This window comes from Candidatus Harpocratesius sp. (genome assembly GCF_054039255.1).
Genome location: NZ_JBPLBG010000063.1, coordinates 1 through 21,735 on the forward strand (window position 1 = coordinate 1; position 21,735 = coordinate 21,735).

Sequence of the window (21,735 nt, forward strand, 5' to 3'; positions counted from 1 at the left end):
CCCGGAGCTTATCGCAGCTTGTCACGCCCTTCATCAGATACTAAGCCGAGACATCCACTATGCAGCGTAGGCGTATGGACCTTAATCAGGAACGAGCCCTGATTACTTATCAGAGACGATATGTCTCCATTTACTCCATTACGCGTTATCTTCCATAAAATTACGGTTATTTGGTTTACACAAATTAATTTAAAATAGGGAAGAGCTATTGAAATCATACTACATTGTCCGTATTAACTCAATTAGAATTATACGAACAAAATTTTGCCATGGGACCAATGCACATGCAAAAAGCATGTTGAGTGATTTGGTTTTATTCATTCATTTCAATCATAGATTGATGCATTAGCTGCCAATGATGAATGGAAATGTCACTCTAATATCGTTCAAAGTTGTATGCTTCAGGCTTATTTTAAGCAACTTCTTGATCGATATTGCATAAGAAATTTCATGTGTTTTAATCATGATAAATGACTAATTCACACATTTTTTAATCGTATAGGATATTTAAACTTAATGTCGGAAAATCGCAAACTTTAAATTCTTTGTAATTATATTTAAGGTTTTTCATTAAATTGCAAGAGAATTTACTCTGAATAATTAATATTGGATAAATCTACAAAAGATTCTTTTTGCATATTAAGATTTTAACTAGACTTAGAAAAAAATTAAGCTTAACTTACTCATGGAAATCAATAATATTCAATTATTGAATAATAAAATTCCAAAAATAGAGAAAATTTAATAGAAAATCATATGATTCTAAAAATTCTCAATAAACAAAATAGTTTTGAATAATTTTTTTAATTTTTATAATTTTATATCATATTTTCCTTGAGATATTGAATACTTCGATATTTTTGAATTACAATAAGCACAAGTTAAAGTAGATGGATCATTTATAAGAACGCTCCCTGAATATGAATAATTTAATCCTTTAATTAACAAACGGTGGCAATTTGGACACCGGAAGCATATATGTGGTTGATTAATTCTTAAATAGTGTCTAAAAATTTCCTCATCAGACATACCCATTGATTTATGAGTATATTGAGAAGTAGGATCATATTTATGACTCATATAGAAAGCATCTTCTCCGTCTCTATAGTAACGGCTGATGATGCGAATTTTCTCAAAACCATGAATATCTTCATATAATCGAATTGCACCTGTATTAGAAACTCGAACTTCCAGTACATATTCTGATATTTTGTATTTTTGAACTATTTTCATACTTTTTTGTAAAAGACTTGAAGCAATTCCCATTCTTCGAAATTTAGGTAATATTGCTAAGGAAACTAAATGAGCCTTTTTAACATAATCTAAACCAAAAGAAGATGAACCTCGCTCGATTCTCCACATAATATAACCTAAAATCATTTGTGGTTTATCTCTTGAATATGCGAGTAAAAATGAATCAGGATATCTTTCTAAAATCTGTTCATAAAAAAATAATGGATAATTTTCTGGTAAAGTTGCTTCATTAATTTCCATGACTTTCTGGATATCATGAGAGAAGCAAGGACGAACTGCATAGATTTGATGTATATCGCCGTTCATTTTTACATTAACTCGAGCAAGGTGAAAGTCAGATTCATTTAATTTGAGTCTTTAAATACTTAATAATATATTCAAGCGATTGCTTAAGATTTTGAGATTGATTAAATTCACTTATAATTTGATTTAGGTCTTTATCTGATGCATCTTGAAGAATTTTTCCAATTTCAATCATTTTTGGAATAACTCGAATGATGTTATCCACAATGGTAATATGAGCTTGTTGCGCTGTTCGGCTAAGAGGATTTAAATCAATAGCAATCACGAATTTTCCCGCAGCAATTAGCGCTTCTGTTCGATCTCCATCTTCTAAAGGAACCACAACAACATCAGCTTGGTAAATACCTGTTGGATCCACAATTCTTCGATTTGATGAAAGATTAGATAGTTGTTTTGGTGTAAAATTCCCAATTCCAAGTAGATCTTTAGCACCAAAATCGTGTAAAAGTTTTGTAATCGCTTCAATTCTACCTTCTGCTTGATAAAAAATATTAATTTCTAAAGGAATATTTAATAATTGAGACAATTCAACCAATTGTTTTCCCACTAATGCTGCAACATTGCCATTAACGCTTATAACAGGATGTTTTGCTTTTAATAACATAGCTACAGCAGCTTGAATACTCTTTTCAGCTGACGGAATTGTTTGTTCCCCTATAAGATAATCAAAGGCTTCACCGCGACCATGGGCACATAATCCAGAAGGAGTCACGATTTTTTTATACATTGCATCTACTAAAAGATGGCGATAGTGTAAAGACTCAGCCCTGGGGTGATCTGGAGGAATAATTGGATTACAATTAGGATTCTTCATATCTATATGTTATTTATCATAAATAATAAAATTGATAATTTATGCTATTTTTTAATCATTTAAGTAACCGCAAAAGTATATAGATCTTGGTTGCATATTTATGAAAATATAGTAAGATAAGCAGAATACTAAAGAAAAACTAAAATCATACTTTATTGGTGGATAAAACCAAAAAAGTTGAGAGAAACTAAAGTTAAAACTATCATACAATAACCTCACAAAAGAATAAATATTTATAAAATGCAAAAACAAAAAAGCGATTAAATTAATGAATAAATAAAGGATTAACCTATAACTTAATCTTTATACTCATAAACGCACCCAATTGCTATTTTTGCGAAATAATTAAAAATAATCCAGGTTTTGCCTTATGACTGATATTGAATCTGATGACTCACAGTATAAACGTTATTTATTAAAAAAAAATTTAGAAATCTTAAAAAACAAATCCGGTTTTCATACCGCTTTAATTTCATTAATGATACCTCCATCTCGAAAAGTATTTGATGTAATCTCTTATCTTAAAAAAGAAATTGGAGAAAGCTCCAATATTAAATCTAAAGGTAACCGAAAAAATGTAATCGATAGTATTACAGCACTCATAGGACAATTACGAAATATTAAGGAAATTCCTCCTAATGGGTTATTAATGTACTCAGGCCAAATTCCTGAAGATAATAAACCAGGAACGGAAAAAAGTGAACTTTATATAATTGAACCCCCTGAACCCGTTAAGAATTTTAAATATTATTGCTCCTCTGAATTTTTACTTGATCCATTATATGATATGATTGAAGAAAAGGGGACATATGGAATTATAAATATTGAAAATAAAGAGGCAGCTATCGGTTGGGTTAAAGGTAGCCATTTGGAAATTGCTAAAACTTTGACATCTGGAGTTCACAGTAAACATAATGCTGGTGGTCAATCACAACGCAGGTTGGAACGTCTGATTGAAGAAGGTGCTCAAGCGTTTTACAAACGGGTTTCCGAAATTTCAAACCAAATTTTTCTTGAAATTGATGATCTGGAAGGCATTTTTGTCAGTGGAGCGGGAATGGCAAAAGAAAAATTTGTCAAAAAAGGAGATCTCGATTACCGCTTGAAAGATAAAATCTTAGATTTCGTGGATGTAAGTTATTCGGGTGAAGCAGGAATTCGAGAAACTGTCATTAAAATTCAAGATAAACTGCAAAATCTCCGATATGTCCAAGAAAGGAAAATTTTCGGCAAATTCATGGAAGAAATATCCAGAGATACTGATATGGCAATTTATGGAGAAAAAGAAGTACGAAAAGCTCTCGAAGCAGGAGCGGTAGATGTTCTCATTCTTTCAGAAGGTTTGAATAAAAGTCGAGTTACTATTACTTGCGAACAATGTGGATACAACGAGCATCACACAATTGATCCATGTGATATTCTCAATTTTACAGAGAAATATCGAATAACACACTGTCCTAAATGTAATTCCACATCTTTTCAAGTAAGTGATGAAATTGACATTATTGAAGACCTCGGAAAAATCGCAGAAGTCCAAGGCACCCATGTGAAAATATTTTCTACTGAAACAGAAGAAGGAACCATGTTGATCTCCACTTTCGGTGGTATTGCAGCGTTACTAAGGTATAAACTTTCCTTTTAAGAAAATGGTGTTGCAATAATACTAAAGTGTCGCTTTTCTTTTTTTACTCAATTATTAATTGTTATATTGTATCCTTCTGCAGTGACATGAACAAATTTCGGTCCAAATGATGGCTCATATTTCTCCATAATAGATCTCACTTTTTCACGCTCATCTTTTGTACAGAAACAAAATACAGATTTACCCAATTGATTCAAACTAGCACCCAACTGAGTTACTTGATTAAGTTCTTCAATTACCTTCGCAATTTCAGATAAATGAAGTTTTTGAAGTAAATGAGTGTTTATTACGAAATCTTGACATACTTTCATGTAATTTTCCAGACTCCATTCCTTCTGCATCTGCATCATTGCATGTTTGCCTTTTTCAAAAATTAAGTGTTTATATTCTGGATCAGTAAGAATATGTTTAGTGGAAATAGCTCCCCAACTAGCCAAGCCGATAGATATGTTTTCAGGAACTTCAATTTCGTGCATCCGGAATGGATAACCAGGTTCTAAAACTAAAGCTAGACCTCCAGTGAATTGTCCTGCTACGGTACCTAAGCCGGTATGATTCTGAACCTCGGCAATATGAGCATACTGCGCTGCTTCTAATGGAGTTAAACCTAATTGGAATAATTCATTTAACCCCAAGGCAATTCCCAAAGCCCCTGCTCCACTAGAGCCATATCCAGCACCTAAAGGTAAATCAAAATTATGAATAATTGAAATCTGTGAATTTAGGGGAAGGAAAGGCTGCATTAGCTCTAATACTGTTATGGAAGTACTTGCGTTATATGTATTATCTTGCTGATTAATAATAATACGATACTGTAAATTATTTCCCTGCGAGTTTGATGAATCTGGAGGTAATCTCGCATAAGGCACATCTTTAACAAGAATATTAGATCTTTTGGCATAGTAGTTGGTATGGGGTTTTTCTTGGTCTTGATATTTTCTATCGTTTATAATATATGTTGTACCATAAGCAGTCAAGGCTGGACCTCCACCACGTGAACCAATATCTAAAGGGGAAGTAATATCATGTGACTTATCGGGATCTTGCATTTGGAAAAAACCAGATATGCGATGCGGCACTCGAATTTGAACTTGGTAGGGGAGGGATCCTGCTTGTGTTTCATCCACCATTATCCAATTTTTATTCGAAATCCAAAAAGAATTTTACTGAATTCCTCTCTATAATTCGTGACCCTTCATGACCAAACGGAAAATTGTCCTAAAAATAGGAGGTTCTCTTCTTTTTGATTCCTCTCTCTCCCTTCAATTAACCAAATTATCTAAAATTGTTGAAATATTACAAGAAGCAAAAAATATTGCAGCAATTATAATCGGAGGGGGTAAAATCGCAAGAAAATATATCCAAGCAGCCCGCAAACTTAATGCAAATGAATCGCTTTGTGACACTTTCGGTATTCAAGCTTCCCGACTTAATGCTTTACTCTTAATTACCGCTCTTGGATCACACGCCTATCCTACAGTTATGACCTCCCCCAATGATATTTCTCAAGCGGCTTTGTCTCAGCGAATTCTTGTTTCAGGAGGTTTTATTCCAGGCCAAAGCACTACTTCTGTAACTTTTCAAATTGCTGAAACTCTTGAAGCTACTGATGTAATTATCCTAACAGATGTGGATGGAATCTATGATAAAGACCCAAACAAGCATCCAGATGCAATTAAGTTCGATTCTCTTTCAATATCGGAATTAGAACAGGTGATATACGGCACAGGAGGTAAAACACAAGCTGCTGCAGGCGAATATCGAATATTCGACGCCGTCTCCCTTCAAATTCTAAAAAGAAGTCGCTTGCAAGTTCGCTTAACCAATGGAAACAATTTTTCATCACTTAGAAGTCTATTAGTAGAAGAAAATTTTTCATCTTTAGTTGGTACAAAAATCCAGATTGAATAAGAGCAGATTTTCACAATGCTGAAGAAGATGAAAAAGTAAGAATGGAGAATAAATGCGAGAAAAATAGTCTTAGTAATTTAACCTATGAAATTATTCATTATTTTTTAAATTTCTCTGGTACCATACTTTACTAATCCGTTTTCCTTTTCAGCCATAAAACATAAAAGGGAACCCCGCATTGATTATCTTACTGATTTAAGCAGGGGTAACCAAGCTGGTCAACGATTAGATACATTCTATCGACTTACGGTGCGGGACTCAAGATCAACGTTTTCTTCGAAGAACGTTCCAGAGTTATCCCGTTGCATAGGCATACATGGGTCCGAATCCCATCCCCTGCATTTTTACATATTTTTATCCTTAAGACCTCCATATTATTAATAAAAAAAGGGAGTTTATTCTATTTTTTATGTAATTTCATCTAGAATCCTATTTTCCCTTTTTTAGTCATGATATCGGATTCACTAATTGATTCAACATTTATAAGTAGAGCAAATATCAATCTCGATATTAATATGAATTATATTATAAAATTATATACTTTTATTAGCTTCTCAATGCACTCTCAATTGTTCACATCCAACACCCTCGAGTTTACTCTATTATAGTGCCAAAATCTTTTTATGGCGTGTCCCATTGATGACATTAGATCGGAGATTCTTTCTATAGGGTCAATGAAGATAAAATGACGCTTTTGTCATTTTTCTGCAGGGGTAGCCAAGCCTGGTCAAAGGTTGCCGGAATCCTTCGAGAACGACGAATCGATGGGTCAGACCGATTAACGGCGCGGGACTTAAGATCCCGTCTCAAAGGAGTACGTGCGTTCGATATGATTTTCATTTCGAGAATCGTGAATAAAGCGCACCCCCTGCACTATTTTAATTCTTCCTTAATATATAAACAAAATATTATCTACTCGAATTATTATTAGTCCTATTTTTATATTTTTTCTTTGTTTTACCTTAAGAAATTTGTTGACAGAAAGGATTATTATTTTTAAAAAGATTTTGAGCACTAAAAAAAAAGTCAAATTATATTAACAATAACCAATCAAGAATTTTAATTTTCATGAATCAATGAATTTCTTAGAATAAAATATTTTAGAAAATGAGATTTCCAACAGATATTTTTGAGATCGATAAGAATTCATGGAAACTTCAAGATATTATGCACTGAATAGAAACTTAATCCGATCTAAGCTATTTTTTTGATGAACTTGAGAAAAATCTCTCTTATTGAAATCTAGAAGATTCAAGAATTTATCAACTATTTTTAAACTATTTTTCAAAGCGTTTTAATGCAAATTTAGATCTGTTTATTCTCGTACAATGAATAAATTAAATGCAATGGGTGGGATGGATAATTTAGAAGGACATTAAACAGTAACCATCTATATGATTTTGAAGAAGTGAGCATAATGTGTGAATAAGTTTGCGCGAATATCATAATTCCAATACAAAGAAAGTAAATTGAATATGAATTTACTCAACAAAAAATAAGAAGTATAGAAATAAGAAATTAACCATCTTCAGTATTTTGCGGTTGTGAATGATGGAGATATATCTTTGTTATATAATCTTTCATTTATTTCGATGTTAAGCCATGTTTTTAGTTCTAAAAAATACCCAAATAGCATAAAGTGTTTAATTTCAATGAGAGTTAACCCAATTCTCTGGGGTTTCAATCTATTAGCGATAAAGATATAATATATTCAGAGAGAAGTATTTTTTTTTTCCTAATTGAATGTGGTTTAGTGAATAAAGCTACGAATTCGTTTTTTGAGCCGAAAGGCATTTATTTACAATTGTATTTCTTATTATTGAGAAGCTCTCATTTCTTCCTAAAATCAACTTTAAGTGAATATTGTGTCTAGCAACTGGATTTTCAAAACAATCGTCGCAGGTGCAGGTGGAGTTGGTAAAACTGCATTAATTGAACGCTACGTTTCAGGACGCTTCGTCGAAGACCACAAAATGACTATTGGTGCAGCGTTTTCTGTGAAGGATGTAGCACTTGATTCTGGAGAAAATGTTAGACTACAGCTTTGGGATTTTGCAGGAGAAGAACGTTTTCGTTTTCTTTTAGGTGATTATTGTCGTGGAGCATCGGGGGCATTCATCTGTTATGATTTAACTGATTATTCTACATTCGAACAAATTCCTGAATGGTTACGCATAATCCGTCAGAACGCTGGTATGATTCCAATAATTTTAGTTGGAAATAAATATGATTTACCAAATCATGAGGTTGATACAGAAACAGCGGAGCGATATGCAGAGGATGCAAAATGTTTAATGAATGTTATGTGCTCAGCCAAATTGGATTTAAATGTAAACCAAATGTTTGTAGCGATGGCAAAGTGGTTAGTATATTTTGCAGAACAGATGGAATGAATTAGAAAGAAATAAAAAGCATTTCGATTAAATTCTTCTTTTAAAATTAAAGTAAATTTCTTTTATAGTATAAAGAATTTTTAATAAAAAATATTTAATCGTATTAGTAAAGAACATGAATATATCTAATAATGAAAGATTTCAAGGAAAAAAAATATTAGCTGCAGTAGGAACAGCTAATGTCTTAAAAAAAGAAGCTGTTGAGCGTGTTTTTACCCATGTTTTCCCAATTTCATACGTTAAAATTGTCTCCCATCATGTTGAAACAGAAATTCCTGCTCAACCAATTGGATTTCAAGAACTTTATTCTGGTGCTTTGAAACGAGCTCAAAAAATTCGAAATTGGTGTCATTCTTTTAATAATTCAACAGATTCAAATAATAATTCATCGAAATTTCCCGATAAATCCCTTTTTTTTCAAGATACGCCTCATTTCTCCTTCTTTATTGGAATTGAAGCAGGTTTGGTAGCATATCCTTCAATTCCATCCAGTTATCTTGCATATTCTCTTTGTGTAATTATAAATGAGAATAATCAAGTCAGTATTGGAACGAGTCCAGGGTGGATTTATCCTTCATCGATAATTAAGGCGATAATAAACGATCGTAAACTTGAGTTGGCCGAGCTGATGACTCAAATATCAGGTGATCCTAAAATTAGAAATAAGGGAGGTGCTGTAGGATATTTTTCTCATTCATTTGTAAATCGCATAGATCTTGCCGAATGGGGAGTTAAGATGGCGCTTATTCCCTTTTTAAGCACAGAACATTATTTTCAATAGGTTATTTTAGATAATAATACTTATATTTATTTTTTAGAAAGGAATGATAAAGGTATTTGATAAACTAGGATTCTAAGGCAGCAGCTACAGTATCCATTACTATTTTTTGAAGAACCTTTAGAGGGATATCATATTCTTGCAGCGATAACATGGTTAATACTGGTTTCCCCAGCATTTTACTAGCACGTTTACCAATAATATTTGTTAGAGTTGTATACTTTAATCCAAAAGTTGATAGAGGAGTTCCTATTGATCTATTGTTAATTTCGCTTGGAGGAACACTCATACTCATTGTTCCCAAGCCAAATGTATCTTGATCTGTTATTAGCATCAAATATCCGTTATGTAAATAATAAATCACCGCAATTATTCGAATACCTTTTTTTTCTATTATGGATTGGGATTTTATAGATAGGATTTTAGATGGATCGAATTCGGATGAATTTGTTGAATTTTTAGATGAATTTGATACATTTTTGGATGAATTTATTGAATTTTTTGACATTTTTTTTTCCTTAAAAATTAGATAAATTGGTTTTTTGAAGTGCTTCTTCCACTGAATTACCTTCATGGACAATTAAACTGATTGCATGGGCTAATTTTGCTGGTTGTGGTGATTGAAATAAATTTCTACCAAAAGACACACCTTTACCTCCTGCTTGCAAGCATTCCCACGCAATTGTAACCAATTTCTTTGGTGTTGTTTCAGAACCCCCAGCGATGATTACAGGAACTGGGCAACCCTTAACTACCTCTTTAAATGAATCAATATCGCCGGTGTAATTGGTTTTCACGATGTCAGCACCCAATTCTGCTCCAATCCGTGCTACTTTTTTTACATTCTCCAATGCATATTCTCCTTGTGAAGAGATATTCTCTCCTCGTGGATACATCATTGCAATTAGGGGCATACCCCATTTACGGCACTCACGAGCTACATTACCTAATGTTTCGAGCATAAGACCATCATCTTTTCCTCCAATGTTAATATGAACCGAAACAGCTACAGCCGCTAATCGAATCGCTTCTTCAATTGTATTTACTAATACTTTATGATTTGGATCTAATGATAAATCTGAGCTAGCACTAATATGCAGTATAAAGGGAATTGTCCAAGGAGTATTTTCTTTCCTACGAAGAATTAATCCGGCGTGTCCAATAATTGCATTAACGCCATTTTCTGCAAATTGTTTGATTTTTTCTTCATAATTTATTAGACCTGATAATGGGCCTTGTGTAATTCCATGGTCCATCGGGACGATAAAGGTTTTCCCCGATAAAGGATTAAAAAAACGGTTCAATCGATCTCTAATTCCTATCCAACTGCTCATTTTTATCACCCCGATGTGGATATTATCAACAATAATAAAATAACGTAATGTTCCTAAAATTTTTTATCTTTTTACTCTTGATTGGAAATTTAATCATATTTATTATTATTCTCCTTTTTCACCTTCATCCAATAATTTTAAACCCTTCCATCCCTTGACTTACATGAGCTCTTATGTCCAAATCATGGAAAGAATCATTAAAAAGTCGTCGATATGAACCTCATAAACATTGTATTGTTTGCGGGCGTGCCATTCCTTTAGGACAAGATTTCTGTTCAACAGAGTGTAAAGAATCTTATACAAAGGCCGATAAAAGTAAAAGTCGTAAAAGTACAATTCAATTCGTCGTGATCGCTGTAGTGATGGTTGTGATGATTTTGCTATTACCCAAACTTGCAGGTGCATAACATCGTAATTATCATAGCAAAAACAAGCGAAATAAAAAAAATTATTAATTCACTTTTTAGTAATCGTTTTTTATTCATTTCTAAATCTTCTTTTCTAATAAATAGAAGGAGAATTGCAGAGAAATTAATATTGAATTCTTCAACTTTTGTCTCATTTGTTAACGATAATTAATAATAATAATTTTTATCCATCTAACTACAATTATTTATTTTATTAAGTAGTGATCTTCAAATATTTTTATGCAAATTTTAACATCCTTTAAGAAAATTAAATAACAATTTGATAACTAGGCTTTTTTCTCGATTTCATTATCTATAAAAGTTAATATGGCTAGAAAAGTTTAAGAATCTGTGCGGGAAATTTTTCTTTAAATGTTTTCTCATCGTGTACGATCTGATCTTAATTTTGATGATTCTCCACATTATCTTCCACGACTTTTCGGTGATACCGTTCAAGTTCACATTCTTGAAACTTTGCTACAACTTTTATTCAAAGAAGAAAATACTTATAGTGATAAAAATCCTAACTCTAAGCCGTTATGGTTGAATATTTCAGAAATTGCACGTGCAGCTAATAGTTCTAAAAGCTCAGCGAAACGTATTCTCGATCATCTCTTAGCGCAAGAATTTATAGAAGAACGTATTATTGAAACACATGCTCAAACACCACCACGTTATTTTCGAATCAATTCGCAACATCCCGCAATTCGAGATTTAATCTTTTTCTATTCAAAAGTGCGAGGTTCCTTGTAAATCGAATATCTACTTCATTTATATGAATAAAAGTGATCGAGAAAACATGATTTACCATTATTCATTCATACTAAAAATGATTTGGTGTCGTTAGTAAAAAAAATCGTTGATTTATGTAAAAAATTAAATAATTTTGCAAAGAATATGAAATATGGCGAGTGAAAATTCAGAAAATTCAGAAAATTATATTGCTTCTACATATCGCTTTGTTGTTTTAGGTATTTTTATGTTGATGGGGATCATTACCCAGATTGGTTGGATTACATTTGCTCCAATTACTCAAGATGTGGCAGATTTTTACCATGTCTCGCAAAACGCTATTGTCTGGGGGTTGACTGGTGTCTTTATGATTGCTTATATTCCAGTTAATTTTCCTGCTTGCTGGCTAATTGATAAATATGGATTAAAATGGGGAGTTGGAATTGGCGTCATTTTCACGGGTGTGTTTGCTTTGATTAGAGGGATTTTTGCTCGAAATTTCATAATTGTAATGATCGCTCAAATAATGATGGCTATTGGCCAACCATTTGTGCTCAATTCTTTTACAAAATTGGCTGCGAATTGGTTTCCAGAAAAGGAAAAAGCAACTGCTTCAGGATTAGGAACAATCTCAATGTTTCTTGGCGTTATAATTGGAATGATGCTTCCTGAAATATTAAATATCGGAGATAATATGGAAAATGGCTTTCCTCCGCTTTTACTTGGATATGGAATAGCAAGCATAATCGGAATGATTTTGTATTTAGTTTTCATACAAGACAAGCCAGATCACCCACCAAATGCTTATGCTGATAAAAGTAAAGCCTTAGTTACCACAGGATATAAAGAGATGTTAAAAATAAAGGATTTTATTTATCTTTTAATTATACTTTTCTTTGGGTTAGGATCATTTAATGCAATAACAACAGTAATCGACTTAATTTTTGATCCAAGTTTCGATTCAGGAATAATTAGTGGATTTATGATTATTGGGGGGGTGTTTGGTGCTATAATTATTTCAGCAATCTCAGATAAGAAACATAAACGGAAAGTATTCTTAATTTTAGCATTGACCATTTGTACTCCATTGAATATTGCTTTAATATTAATTCAGTCTTTTTGGGTTGTAAATATGCTTGCTTTGATATATGGATTTTTCTTAGTGGCAGCACTTCCTGTTGGGTTGACCTATGGAGCAGAAATTACGTATCCCGCTCCAGAAGAAAGTTCAAATGGTATGCTAATGATGTTAGGACAAGTTGGAGGAATAATTCTCCTTGCTGTTCCTCCTGCTGTTTTAATGTATGTTGTGGCGGTTTTATTCGGAATTGCCTCAGTTTTGACCTTTATTATAAAGGATACGCCATGGCATGAAGCTCAGAGAACTTTAAAATCCTAATTATTCTTCTAGATCTTGAGTGACAATTTTTTACTTTTTCTTTAAATTACTAAATTGTATTATCACAATATAGCAAATTTATAAAAAATTGATTAATTAATAAATGGATTAGTTGATCAAATGATTGCTGAATAACTTGTTTGTTCTAATCTATTAAAATAACTAAGTGCGAATAAGTTTTTTTAAATTTTGATTTAATAATTATTATATTGAAGGTAAAATCTAACTAAAAAATAAAGTTCTATCAAAATTCCAATAATCGTGAAGAGAAATAGTGTAAAAAGTAAGATTTGTTTTTAATTATTATATTTCGCTTCAATTTCAGTCACCACAAAGGATTGAAGTGCAATTAACCAATTCTCTGTTTTATCTGAAAAAAAATGATATTGGGAATAATCTAGTTCAAGAATAAACGATTCACTACAGATTTCCCAATTTGAAAATAAGGACAATGAGAAATGCACATTTTACACGAAATACACATTGTAGGATTAATAATAATTTGAGAATCTGTGAGCTTGATGGCATGTGTGGGACATACATTAATACATGTTTCACACTGATTACAAAAGAAAGAACGATAGACAGTTGTGAACAAATATTGAAGCCATGATTGATAATCAAAATTGCGATCTGGACTTAAGAGAAATATAGAACCATCAGAATAAACGTTGAAACGATACTTAAGCTTTTTGTAAGATCCACGACCTGATATAACATCAATTTCTTCATCATATTCAAATTCAGAGGTTAATGCAGGAAGAAAATCCACTAAATGAGCTAACTTAATAACTTGAGAAAATCGCCCTTTAACAGAGTATCCTGTCTGAAGACATGGTGAAAAACCTTTAGTTATAGAAATTTGAAGATCTTGATTGGGAGAAGGATTATGAAACTGATATTGAATTTTTTTTTCAGTAAGTAAATTTCTCCACTGTCGAGGAAGTTTCTTATACCGCCATAAACCATATTTAACCCATTCAACAGGAAGTCCATATTTTTCAGCATAATTGGTTAAGTAAGAGAACCATTCAGAATGTTGATTAGGATGAGTATCTTGAAGTAGATTAAAAGTGGCCAAATTCGTTGCTGGACAGAGATAACATCCAAGTCTTTCATGTCCAGAAAAATACAGAGGGGTGATGGGGATATCGAGTATTATTTGACTTTGATCACAATTCTGAGCAAATACAGGTTCACATACAATAAAAACCCATAAAAAGAGAGAAATCCAATCTTTAATGGGTGTTGCTGCAATTTGAAGTGGAATGAATGTATTCACGTAAATTCTCTTAGATTGAGCCCGGTTTAAAGATTCATACTGCCGTTGTCCGAGAAAACTCAACACTTTCTTTCCATTATATAATTCTTGAATCAAGCTCATTATTTGCTTAGCTTTAAGTGAATGGCAACAATATCGATAATCTCTTCCTGGAGGGCCGAAACTAGGTAATAAATCCCAAAAGGTTCGTCCAGCATTTCTAACTAACAGCATATCTTCCATCTTTAGGACTTTGGCTACTTTTTGGACATTTTCTTCAACTTCTGGTAATTCTATACCTGTATTTGCAAAAAAGATCTTAAATTTAGGCCCAAGAGCCCGATATACGAGTAGAAGAACGGCCAAACTGTCTTTACCTCCCGAATATGCAACAGCAGGAGGTTTGTTTACATTTTTTACAGTTTTTCGTATAAATTTGATAGCTTTAGAAATCTTTCCTTGAATAAATGAATAATTTGCAAAATAAATTCGATAAAGATTTAGGAGATTTTGTTGATGAATTAATAGTTGGGTGGATGAAAGAAGGGAGTTTAACCATTTGGAATGCTCCAGATTAATAAATTCGAGTGAATCATTATCTAACTTTTTACCATGATAATTTTGACTAATGTTAATAGAAAAAATAGTATTCATTTTTTTGACTTCTTCTGCATTCTCTGTGAAAAATGGAGTAAAGGAAATATCTGAGATTTTTGAAGCGTTTGAGGTGCTGGTAGGAATTATTGAGCTAGAATGAATCGGATCATGAGATCCGCTTAAATCATCTGAGTTTTTAATATCATATGTTATGTTTTGAGGAAAAAAAAGAGTTTCAGAAGCAGATTTTTTATGAAAACGATTTTTTGCCACGTTTCCACGACCAGATTTCATCATAGCTGAGATTTCTTGTGAAGAGGCTTTTGCTACACTAATTCCAATATAATTTCCAGAATCAGCTGAATAAACCAAGATATAATCATTAATTTTAATATCTTGAGAATATTTATTAACTCCAGGAACTAATATAGATTTTCCTTGATAATAGAAAGATTCACCATCACGATTGAGCCAAATCGATTTTGGTTGTGCAAACCATGATGATTTTTTCTGCATTACGAAGGAATAAATATCAGAAATCATTTTTCCACCAATTAATCGTGGATGGAAGAAGTAATCCATTTTGAGTGGATCATAATAAAACTGTCCTACAACTTGTCCTGAAATAATAACTTCATCAGTGCGATCAATCCCTCCAATTCGGTTTAATAACATCACTTTATGTCCTGGAAAAAGTATTTCTCCAATTAAACCATAATCCCTATTTATTACTTTTTGTAAAAGTTGATAATCATGAAAAAATGCAGGACGTACATCTCCAGGAGGTGATATTTTTACTTGTCTTGGAGAAGAATTGCATCGGTTACAAAGATAATTATCAAATAGGGGTAAATCACAATTATCACACCAAAATAAGCAAACCTTACCGAGATAGGGAGGACGAGATTTTTTAGCCATACTGATAAAAAGTATTCCACATTAGCAATAAACTTTGATATTTTACGAATACATCTTCTAACCAAAAGAATTCTAACTGAATTTCGGTTTACCGAGTATTTCTTTACATGTACGACCTAATTGAACACGGTATTTAGACCACGTGTATACTCGAATTAATTGAAGGTGACCCTTAAAATGATTAAAAAAAAGAGAGTAATCTTCAAGTTTAACCAATTTTTTTTCACCATCCCCAGTTCGTTTAAATGTATAAATTTCATTCGGACGGGTTTGACTGATATGATTATATGGAACATTTGGTGAACTGGGAAGATCAATAAAAATATTCTTTATTGGAATCATTGATCTTTCTGATAATTTTTCCTTAATTTCAATAATATTAATTTTAAGATCTGTCATCTCAATTCGAGATTCATAACAACTTTTTAGTAATTCACGCTTTTGAATTGCTTGAATCATAGGTTTGGCACTTTTTGATCGAATTAATTCTGTCCAAAGAACATAATCATCCCATTGTGTATAATCATCTGGAGTGTGATAATCTAAAATTTTTTTTTCTTGTACTAATTGATCAATTGCTTCTGATAGCATAATTTGAACTGCGCGGCAGGTTTTATGGAAATAAATAGTACGAAATGAACTTATTCTTGAAAGAAGGTAACCTTCAAGAGCAATCAATGCATTAATATCAATTCCTAAAATAGTTTCATTCAATTGATCAATAGAAAGAAGAAGACGATTTATATCCACAGGTCTTCCTTCAGTTCCACAGTGATAATTATCACGAAGCAAGTAATCCATAGAATCTACATTTACTGCACTGGTTAGAATTTGTGAGATTAATGCTCCTTTAGTATTTCCTTTTGAGAGAATTCTACCTGTAGCTACATCAGCTATGAATTTTTTATCATAGCCTAAATTATTAATAATATCACCCAATTCTGAGCCGGTAATAATCCATTCTGTATAATCCTCATGATCTCTATTATTGTACTTTAATAAGATACTTTCAAAATTATGAGAAAAAGGACCATGGCCGACATCATGACAGAGAGCCGCAATCACACAGTTGTTTATGTCTTCAGAAGAAAGATCAACACCATGAAAAGTAACTAAATTGTTTAAAAGACGTTGAGCTAAAGCAGCAACACCTAATGAATGTTCAAATCTTGTATGATTTGCACCAGGAAATACATGATTTGTTCCAGAAAGTTGTCGAATTCGCATTAATCGTTGAATCTCTTTTGAATCTACGATTTTACGAATAAAATTAGGAAATATTACAAATCCATGAATTGGATCGTTAATTTTTAAAATTTTTTGTGTGTTTTTTGACACTTACTCTCATATTATGTTGTGAAATCTTTTTTTTAAAAAGCTTCGATTTCATAATTAAATCCACAAAAATTCTTAAGTTATTATCCCACATTTATTACCAAAGAAAATGAAGAAGTTAGTAGATCCCAAAAATGATCTCAAAAGAGATCTTAAAGAAAATGGTGTGTTTAAGGTATATTTTAAAGGAAAAGGATATGAGATTGATAAAAATTGGAATCTAACCTTCTTTTATCACACAGAATTAGTTGAATCATTTGATAATTTTCAAAATTTTTTAATGAATTATAATGAACTAACTCGAAAAAAAAGAGCCTATTCACTAAATAACATAGTAGAAGTAATTAAATATGGTCAAATAAAAGAAATGCAAATTAAAAATTACTATATTCTACTAAGAACGAAAAAAAAGATAACAAAAAAAAAAGAAAAGCAACCCTCCAGTGAATCAACTTCTATTAAAAACAAGTTTGAAGATGAGATAAGAGAAGGTTATTTAATTGCCCGTCTTAAATCTCAAGAAGATTGTATTATTGGGTATTGGCCTTATGAATTTTTTCTGCATAATATAGAGTTACATAGAGTTCCCATTTTGAATATTCTCCAAACCACTAAAAATCCAGATGATTTCGAAAATATCTTATTAGTATCTTAAATTGTGTTATATCGAAAAATTTAAACTCTACCTTTTATTTAAAGAAATATGGTTTATGTTTGTGCAAGTAAAGATTGTCAAAAAGAAGTCACCAGAGAGCAATTAAGTCAATTACCAGGTGTAAAATGCCCACATTGTGGAGCGCGTGTTTTATATAAAAAGCGTCCACAGGTAATAAAACGAGTTAAAGCAATATAAATTAAATCAAATGATTATTTTTTCTATTTCTAAAAGAACATCTATAATTATAATTAATCAATTTTTAAGTTAAGTGAATTCATTAGTTCTTTGTATCGATTTCTGACTGTCACCTCTGTAATTTTAGCAACTTCGGCAATTTCTTTTTGAGTTTTATTTTCTCCTGATAATAGAGTAGCTAAATATAATGATGCTGCTGCCATACTGCTTGGATCTTTTCCAGAAGTAATTCCTTTTTGCTGAGCAAAACGTAGTATTTTTGCTGCTTGATATTGAGATTCAGGAGAAATTTTTAGAACGTGAGCAAATTTTGATACGAAACGAGCTGGAATTACTGTTGGTATTCGTAAATGCATATAATGGACAATTATTCTATAACTTTTGCTTAAATCATGTTTTGTTACCGAAGTTATATCACAAATTTCATCTAGTGATTTTGGAATGTTTAATAACCTACAAGATGTATATATTGATGCTGCAACCATGCTTTCAATTGTTCTTCCTTTTATAATATTCATATCAACAGATCTTCTATATAATAATGCAGCAGTTTCTTGAACTAATTTTGTTAAGTTTAGTTGATAAGATATACGAATTAACTCTGACATTGCAATAGAGAGATTTCTATCTTTAGAAGTCTGTATATTAAGACGTATTTGCCATTTTCTCAATTTATAAGCGATTTGGCGATTTCGAGGAGATAGTTTTTGCCCCTTTGCATCATAATCTCTACTATCTATTATCGTTGGTAAACCCTTATCATGAAGTATTAAAGATGATGGCATTCCAACCCGAGATCTTGAATTATTAATATCTTGATGAAAATCTCTCCATTCTGCTTGACAATCGATTAATCTTGATTCAAGAATTGTACCGCAATTGGAACAAATCCGTTCACCCCTTTGAGGATCTACAATACTTTCTTCCTTTAGACAATAAGGACATTTCTGTGAAAATAAGTCATTTGAAGAAGAAAAAGTACCCAAAGCATTCGAATTGAAATTCAAGTTATAAGTGAAGTGAAAATGAAGGCTTTTAATTTTTATAGAAAAAATATCCGCCTAAGCAAAATAGTAATTTTATTTTAATTGTGAATATTTTTTTGGTTTAATTGGGAATTTTAATGGAAACAATACAAAAACTAAATTGACAAATAATATCATAAGTGAAAAGAAGAGTATCAATCCTTCATATATTGTTAAATTTTCCAACCAAAATTGAAGAGATTCTATGGAAAAATGAGTATTATAGATAGGTTTAATTGCAACAAATATTATTAGTATTGAGATAATAGAAATGATTAAGGATAGAATGACATTATAGATACTTAATTTACGAAGGTTAGTTTGATTAGATAATCGTCGGCGCCATACACCTGATTGTTGATAATTTTGGAAAATTTCAATATTTCGTCGAATTTTTCTAAAGAAAAAGAGATTTTGAAAGAAATTTCCGATTTTGAAGAAGAAAGGAGAAGGTTGTGCTGCAAGAATAAATTTTTTTACTTTTTGAATCTGTTCTGATTCTTTTTCTGATGGTTCAAGATCTGATAATAAAATGATATTAGGATTGAGAAATTTGTTTAATATTTGATTATATAATTCTTCAGATTCATATTCATCATAAATAATTTGATCTTTCGGGCGATAAACAAAAATTTCTTTTTTATCTTTATCCAATACAAGAGTAAGTTCATTGGGTTTTATTCTTTCAGCTTCAATAAAATCATCATTTTTCTTTACATATAAGGTCAATTCCATGTTAATCTCAATCCATATCTTTTTATAATTCTATATTTAAAAAAAAGAAAAATGTGTTATTAATAAAGAATGACACTAAAATCCAAAAACATTTCTAAAATCTTGATATGCTTGTGCTAACTTGGCTAAAACAGTCTCATCATTTTGATCTAGATAATACTGAATATATCCAGCAAGACCATTAGGATCATTTATCCATGTAAGGAAACCATTAATTTCTTCTAATAACGCAGGGTTTACTCCTCCAGAAGTACTATCTGTTGATACTGCACTGGTTCCTTCTTGAACAGGAGTTTCATCATACTTTCCAAAAGATTGGGATTCATCCACGTAGGAACCACTTTCACGCATTTTATTTGCAGCTCGTACAACATCAACATAAGCACTTCTTCCATCGACACCTGCTGGGGCAAATCCTATAACAACATATTGATCTTCTGGATCGGGAGAAATTGCTCCACAAAGAAAAGTGCGATCTTTATAATTAACTCCTGAAAAATATTCAGTAGTGTTCATTAATAGAGAATACTTAACATCTTGTAATTTTAAAAATTGTGAATGAGATTGCCATTTACTTATGCACTGAGCCAAATCAGAGGGGTCAATTTCCCAATTTGGGGAGATATATACAATCTCTCCATTTTTTCGTGAAACAACGGCGGCAATAATAAGTTGTTTTGAGAAAAGTTCATTACAGATTCCTTCAAAATCGATAGGCATTATTTTAACTTCTCCATTTAGGGTATTTTTTCGTTGTTTATAATTTATTTCTTTCGCCTAATAAGATTTTCAAATTTGATTTCATCTTCTTTTCGATGTGTTTTTAAAATGAATCGGTCTTGAATTGTTTTGATAGAATGATTCGTTTTAAAAGATCCTTGGTAATTAGATTTAATGTTTGGTGAGTTTTCATCAAAGTCTATGAACTCGAGCATTTCTGAGAATTCTGCATGAGGATCATCATATTTCTGCATCTGATGAATATGATTATTTAAGGCTTTTTCTGTAGCACAAATTTTTCCACAAACAGGGCATTGAAAGGATTGTCTTTCAAGTTTCTTTTTTAAATGATCGAGAGCTGTTTCTTTAATTATTGGTGCATTTTTTAAGTATTTTGGTTTTCGACATTGATGTCGGATAGGTTTACCATAAATAGGGAGATTAAAGAAAACTTTTGCTCCACGCGTGCTTTCCCAATAAAGAATCATTTTCCCACAATAACGACATTTAGTTGGAAAACTCCTTAAACGTATATGTTTCATCAAACAATCAAAATAATTATGGAGTTGTAACTTAATGAATTTATCGACTGCTTTAAATTATAAAAAAATTTAATTACATTATAAAAAAGTAGTTACTCACGTGAGAGAGGGAATGACCTTAAAAAAAATTACAGTCACGAAAGAAATCTGGGAAAAATTGACGAAAATTAAAAAAATTTTACAAGAAACACAAAAAGAGCAAGAAATAGGCTGGGATAATGTTTTTCTAATGTTCTTAAAAAATTATGAAATTTCAAAAAAAAGAGAAGAATTACTTGCTATTCCAACTAAAATACATAATAATTCGATATCTTCTAAATCTGATCAAAAATTAGATCCAAGATTGGGTATTCCACCAATGCCAAAAAAAAAACCAATTAAAGTAAATATTAATAAAAAACAAATGAGAATTTTGGCAAAAAAAGAAACAAAATCAACAAAATATATTCTGATAGAATGTAATATGTGTGGATCTAAACCTATTCTCATGCCAGTTCCAAAAAAATTAGTCTTAGAATCTAAGGATCCTGTAGTTGATGTTTCATATGTTCATGGTAATCCTGAACATGTCATCGTAGCACAATTAGATCATGATTTTCAAGTAAGAAGACGAAGAGTTAGTCAAGTTGTTTATGAAAAAGATTATTCATAAAAAATCATTTTTTTCATGAGATTTCACGGTAATCTTTCTCCATAGAATAGTCCTGAAACCCCTAAAATCCCTTCTATTTTCTCCATTTTCTTCAACCAATTCTGGCTAATCGCTTGTTTCCTTTTATTGT

21 protein-coding genes and 2 tRNA genes are annotated in these 21,735 nt (G+C 31.6%); 12 read left to right on the top strand and 11 right to left on the bottom strand.

All coding sequences use genetic code 11. The features are described 5' to 3' along the window. Positions 1 to 810 precede the first annotated feature (810 nt). Complete coding sequence (locus ACXLDF_RS13725; RefSeq protein WP_457559110.1) at positions 811 to 1,560, bottom strand: GNAT family N-acetyltransferase; 750 nt, start codon at positions 1,558 to 1,560, stop codon at positions 811 to 813. Between the two features lie 34 nt (positions 1,561 to 1,594). Then, positions 1,595 to 2,371 (bottom strand): phosphopantothenate/pantothenate synthetase, encoded by a 777-nt coding sequence (locus ACXLDF_RS13730; RefSeq protein WP_457559111.1) that lies wholly within the window; start codon positions 2,369 to 2,371, stop codon positions 1,595 to 1,597. A 370-nt stretch (positions 2,372 to 2,741) separates the two neighbouring features. On the opposite strand from ACXLDF_RS13730, the gene prf1 reads away from it, so the two are divergent. Beyond that, complete coding sequence (gene prf1 / locus ACXLDF_RS13735) at positions 2,742 to 4,013, top strand: peptide chain release factor aRF-1 (protein WP_457559112.1); 1,272 nt, start codon at positions 2,742 to 2,744, stop codon at positions 4,011 to 4,013. Between the two features lie 47 nt (positions 4,014 to 4,060). On the opposite strand, the gene ACXLDF_RS13740 is transcribed toward prf1, so the two are convergent. Continuing rightward, positions 4,061 to 5,143: a GHMP family kinase ATP-binding protein gene (locus tag ACXLDF_RS13740; protein WP_457559113.1), complete on the bottom strand. Its 1,083-nt coding sequence runs from the start codon at positions 5,141 to 5,143 to the stop codon at positions 4,061 to 4,063. A 67-nt stretch (positions 5,144 to 5,210) separates the two neighbouring features. On the opposite strand from ACXLDF_RS13740, the gene pyrH reads away from it, so the two are divergent. From pyrH to ACXLDF_RS13765, 5 genes are all read left to right on the top strand, one after another. After that, positions 5,211 to 5,924, top strand: a complete 714-nt coding sequence (gene pyrH, locus ACXLDF_RS13745; protein ID WP_457559114.1) for a UMP kinase — start codon at positions 5,211 to 5,213, stop codon at positions 5,922 to 5,924. Between the two features lie 199 nt (positions 5,925 to 6,123). Continuing rightward, positions 6,124 to 6,265: transfer RNA gene (locus ACXLDF_RS13750), tRNA-Leu, on the top strand. Positions 6,266 to 6,631: 366 nt separating this feature from the next. Beyond that, a tRNA-Leu gene (locus ACXLDF_RS13755) sits at positions 6,632 to 6,797 on the top strand. A 992-nt stretch (positions 6,798 to 7,789) separates the two neighbouring features. Continuing rightward, positions 7,790 to 8,317 carry a Rab family GTPase gene (locus tag ACXLDF_RS13760; protein WP_457559115.1) on the top strand — a complete coding sequence of 176 codons (528 nt, stop codon included), beginning with the start codon at positions 7,790 to 7,792 and terminating at the stop codon, positions 8,315 to 8,317. A gap of 115 nt (positions 8,318 to 8,432) precedes the next feature. Beyond that, positions 8,433 to 9,098, top strand: a complete 666-nt coding sequence (locus tag ACXLDF_RS13765) for an inosine/xanthosine triphosphatase (RefSeq protein ID WP_457559116.1) — start codon at positions 8,433 to 8,435, stop codon at positions 9,096 to 9,098. A 64-nt stretch (positions 9,099 to 9,162) separates the two neighbouring features. On the opposite strand, the gene ACXLDF_RS13770 is transcribed toward ACXLDF_RS13765, so the two are convergent. Continuing rightward, a complete protein-coding gene (locus ACXLDF_RS13770; RefSeq protein WP_457559117.1) occupies positions 9,163 to 9,603 on the bottom strand; it encodes a hypothetical protein in 441 nt (146 codons plus the stop codon). Positions 9,604 to 9,613: 10 nt separating this feature from the next. Beyond that, entirely contained in the window at positions 9,614 to 10,429 is an 816-nt protein-coding gene (locus ACXLDF_RS13775; protein WP_457559118.1) for a class I fructose-bisphosphate aldolase family protein, read from the bottom strand. A gap of 173 nt (positions 10,430 to 10,602) precedes the next feature. Here ACXLDF_RS13775 and ACXLDF_RS13780 point away from each other — a divergent pair, with 173 nt between their 5' ends. The 3 genes from ACXLDF_RS13780 (at position 10,603) to ACXLDF_RS13790 (ending at position 12,967) form a co-directional block, all read left to right on the top strand. After that, positions 10,603 to 10,836: a DUF2116 family Zn-ribbon domain-containing protein gene (locus ACXLDF_RS13780; protein ID WP_457559119.1), complete on the top strand. Its 234-nt coding sequence runs from the start codon at positions 10,603 to 10,605 to the stop codon at positions 10,834 to 10,836. 372 nt (positions 10,837 to 11,208) lie between these two features. Beyond that, positions 11,209 to 11,589 carry a hypothetical protein gene (locus ACXLDF_RS13785; protein WP_457559120.1) on the top strand — a complete coding sequence of 127 codons (381 nt, stop codon included), beginning with the start codon at positions 11,209 to 11,211 and terminating at the stop codon, positions 11,587 to 11,589. Positions 11,590 to 11,740: 151 nt separating this feature from the next. After that, on the top strand, positions 11,741 to 12,967 hold the full coding sequence (locus ACXLDF_RS13790) for an MFS transporter (RefSeq protein ID WP_457559121.1): 1,227 nt from the start codon (positions 11,741 to 11,743) through the stop codon (positions 12,965 to 12,967). A 397-nt stretch (positions 12,968 to 13,364) separates the two neighbouring features. Here the strand turns inward: ACXLDF_RS13790 and ACXLDF_RS13795 are convergent, their stop codons facing one another. Beyond that, on the bottom strand, positions 13,365 to 15,743 hold the full coding sequence (locus ACXLDF_RS13795) for a phosphoadenosine phosphosulfate reductase domain-containing protein (RefSeq protein WP_457559122.1): 2,379 nt from the start codon (positions 15,741 to 15,743) through the stop codon (positions 13,365 to 13,367). 72 nt (positions 15,744 to 15,815) lie between these two features. Next, entirely contained in the window at positions 15,816 to 17,081 is a 1,266-nt protein-coding gene (locus tag ACXLDF_RS13800) for an HD domain-containing protein (protein WP_457559123.1), read from the bottom strand. Between the two features lie 106 nt (positions 17,082 to 17,187). On the opposite strand from ACXLDF_RS13800, the gene ACXLDF_RS13805 reads away from it, so the two are divergent. Continuing rightward, a complete protein-coding gene (locus ACXLDF_RS13805) occupies positions 17,188 to 17,733 on the top strand; it encodes a hypothetical protein (RefSeq protein ID WP_457559124.1) in 546 nt (181 codons plus the stop codon). 48 nt (positions 17,734 to 17,781) lie between these two features. Further along, the gene (locus tag ACXLDF_RS13810) at positions 17,782 to 17,931 is read left to right on the top strand and encodes a DNA-directed RNA polymerase subunit P (protein ID WP_457559125.1); all 150 of its coding nucleotides are present in this window, start codon (positions 17,782 to 17,784) and stop codon (positions 17,929 to 17,931) included. Positions 17,932 to 17,984: 53 nt separating this feature from the next. Here the strand turns inward: ACXLDF_RS13810 and ACXLDF_RS13815 are convergent, their stop codons facing one another. The 4 genes from ACXLDF_RS13815 to ACXLDF_RS13830 form a co-directional block, all read right to left on the bottom strand. After that, complete coding sequence (locus ACXLDF_RS13815; RefSeq protein WP_457559126.1) at positions 17,985 to 18,938, bottom strand: transcription initiation factor IIB; 954 nt, start codon at positions 18,936 to 18,938, stop codon at positions 17,985 to 17,987. A gap of 72 nt (positions 18,939 to 19,010) precedes the next feature. Then, positions 19,011 to 19,691 (bottom strand): hypothetical protein, encoded by a 681-nt coding sequence (locus ACXLDF_RS13820; RefSeq protein WP_457559127.1) that lies wholly within the window; start codon positions 19,689 to 19,691, stop codon positions 19,011 to 19,013. Between the two features lie 75 nt (positions 19,692 to 19,766). After that, on the bottom strand, positions 19,767 to 20,411 hold the full coding sequence (locus tag ACXLDF_RS13825) for a hypothetical protein (protein WP_457559128.1): 645 nt from the start codon (positions 20,409 to 20,411) through the stop codon (positions 19,767 to 19,769). Between the two features lie 44 nt (positions 20,412 to 20,455). Then, a complete protein-coding gene (locus tag ACXLDF_RS13830) occupies positions 20,456 to 20,953 on the bottom strand; it encodes a hypothetical protein (RefSeq protein ID WP_457559129.1) in 498 nt (165 codons plus the stop codon). A gap of 112 nt (positions 20,954 to 21,065) precedes the next feature. On the opposite strand from ACXLDF_RS13830, the gene ACXLDF_RS13835 reads away from it, so the two are divergent. Beyond that, positions 21,066 to 21,605, top strand: coding sequence for a hypothetical protein (locus ACXLDF_RS13835; RefSeq protein WP_457559130.1), 540 nt, complete (start codon positions 21,066 to 21,068; stop codon positions 21,603 to 21,605). Positions 21,606 to 21,735: the final 130 nt, after the last annotated feature.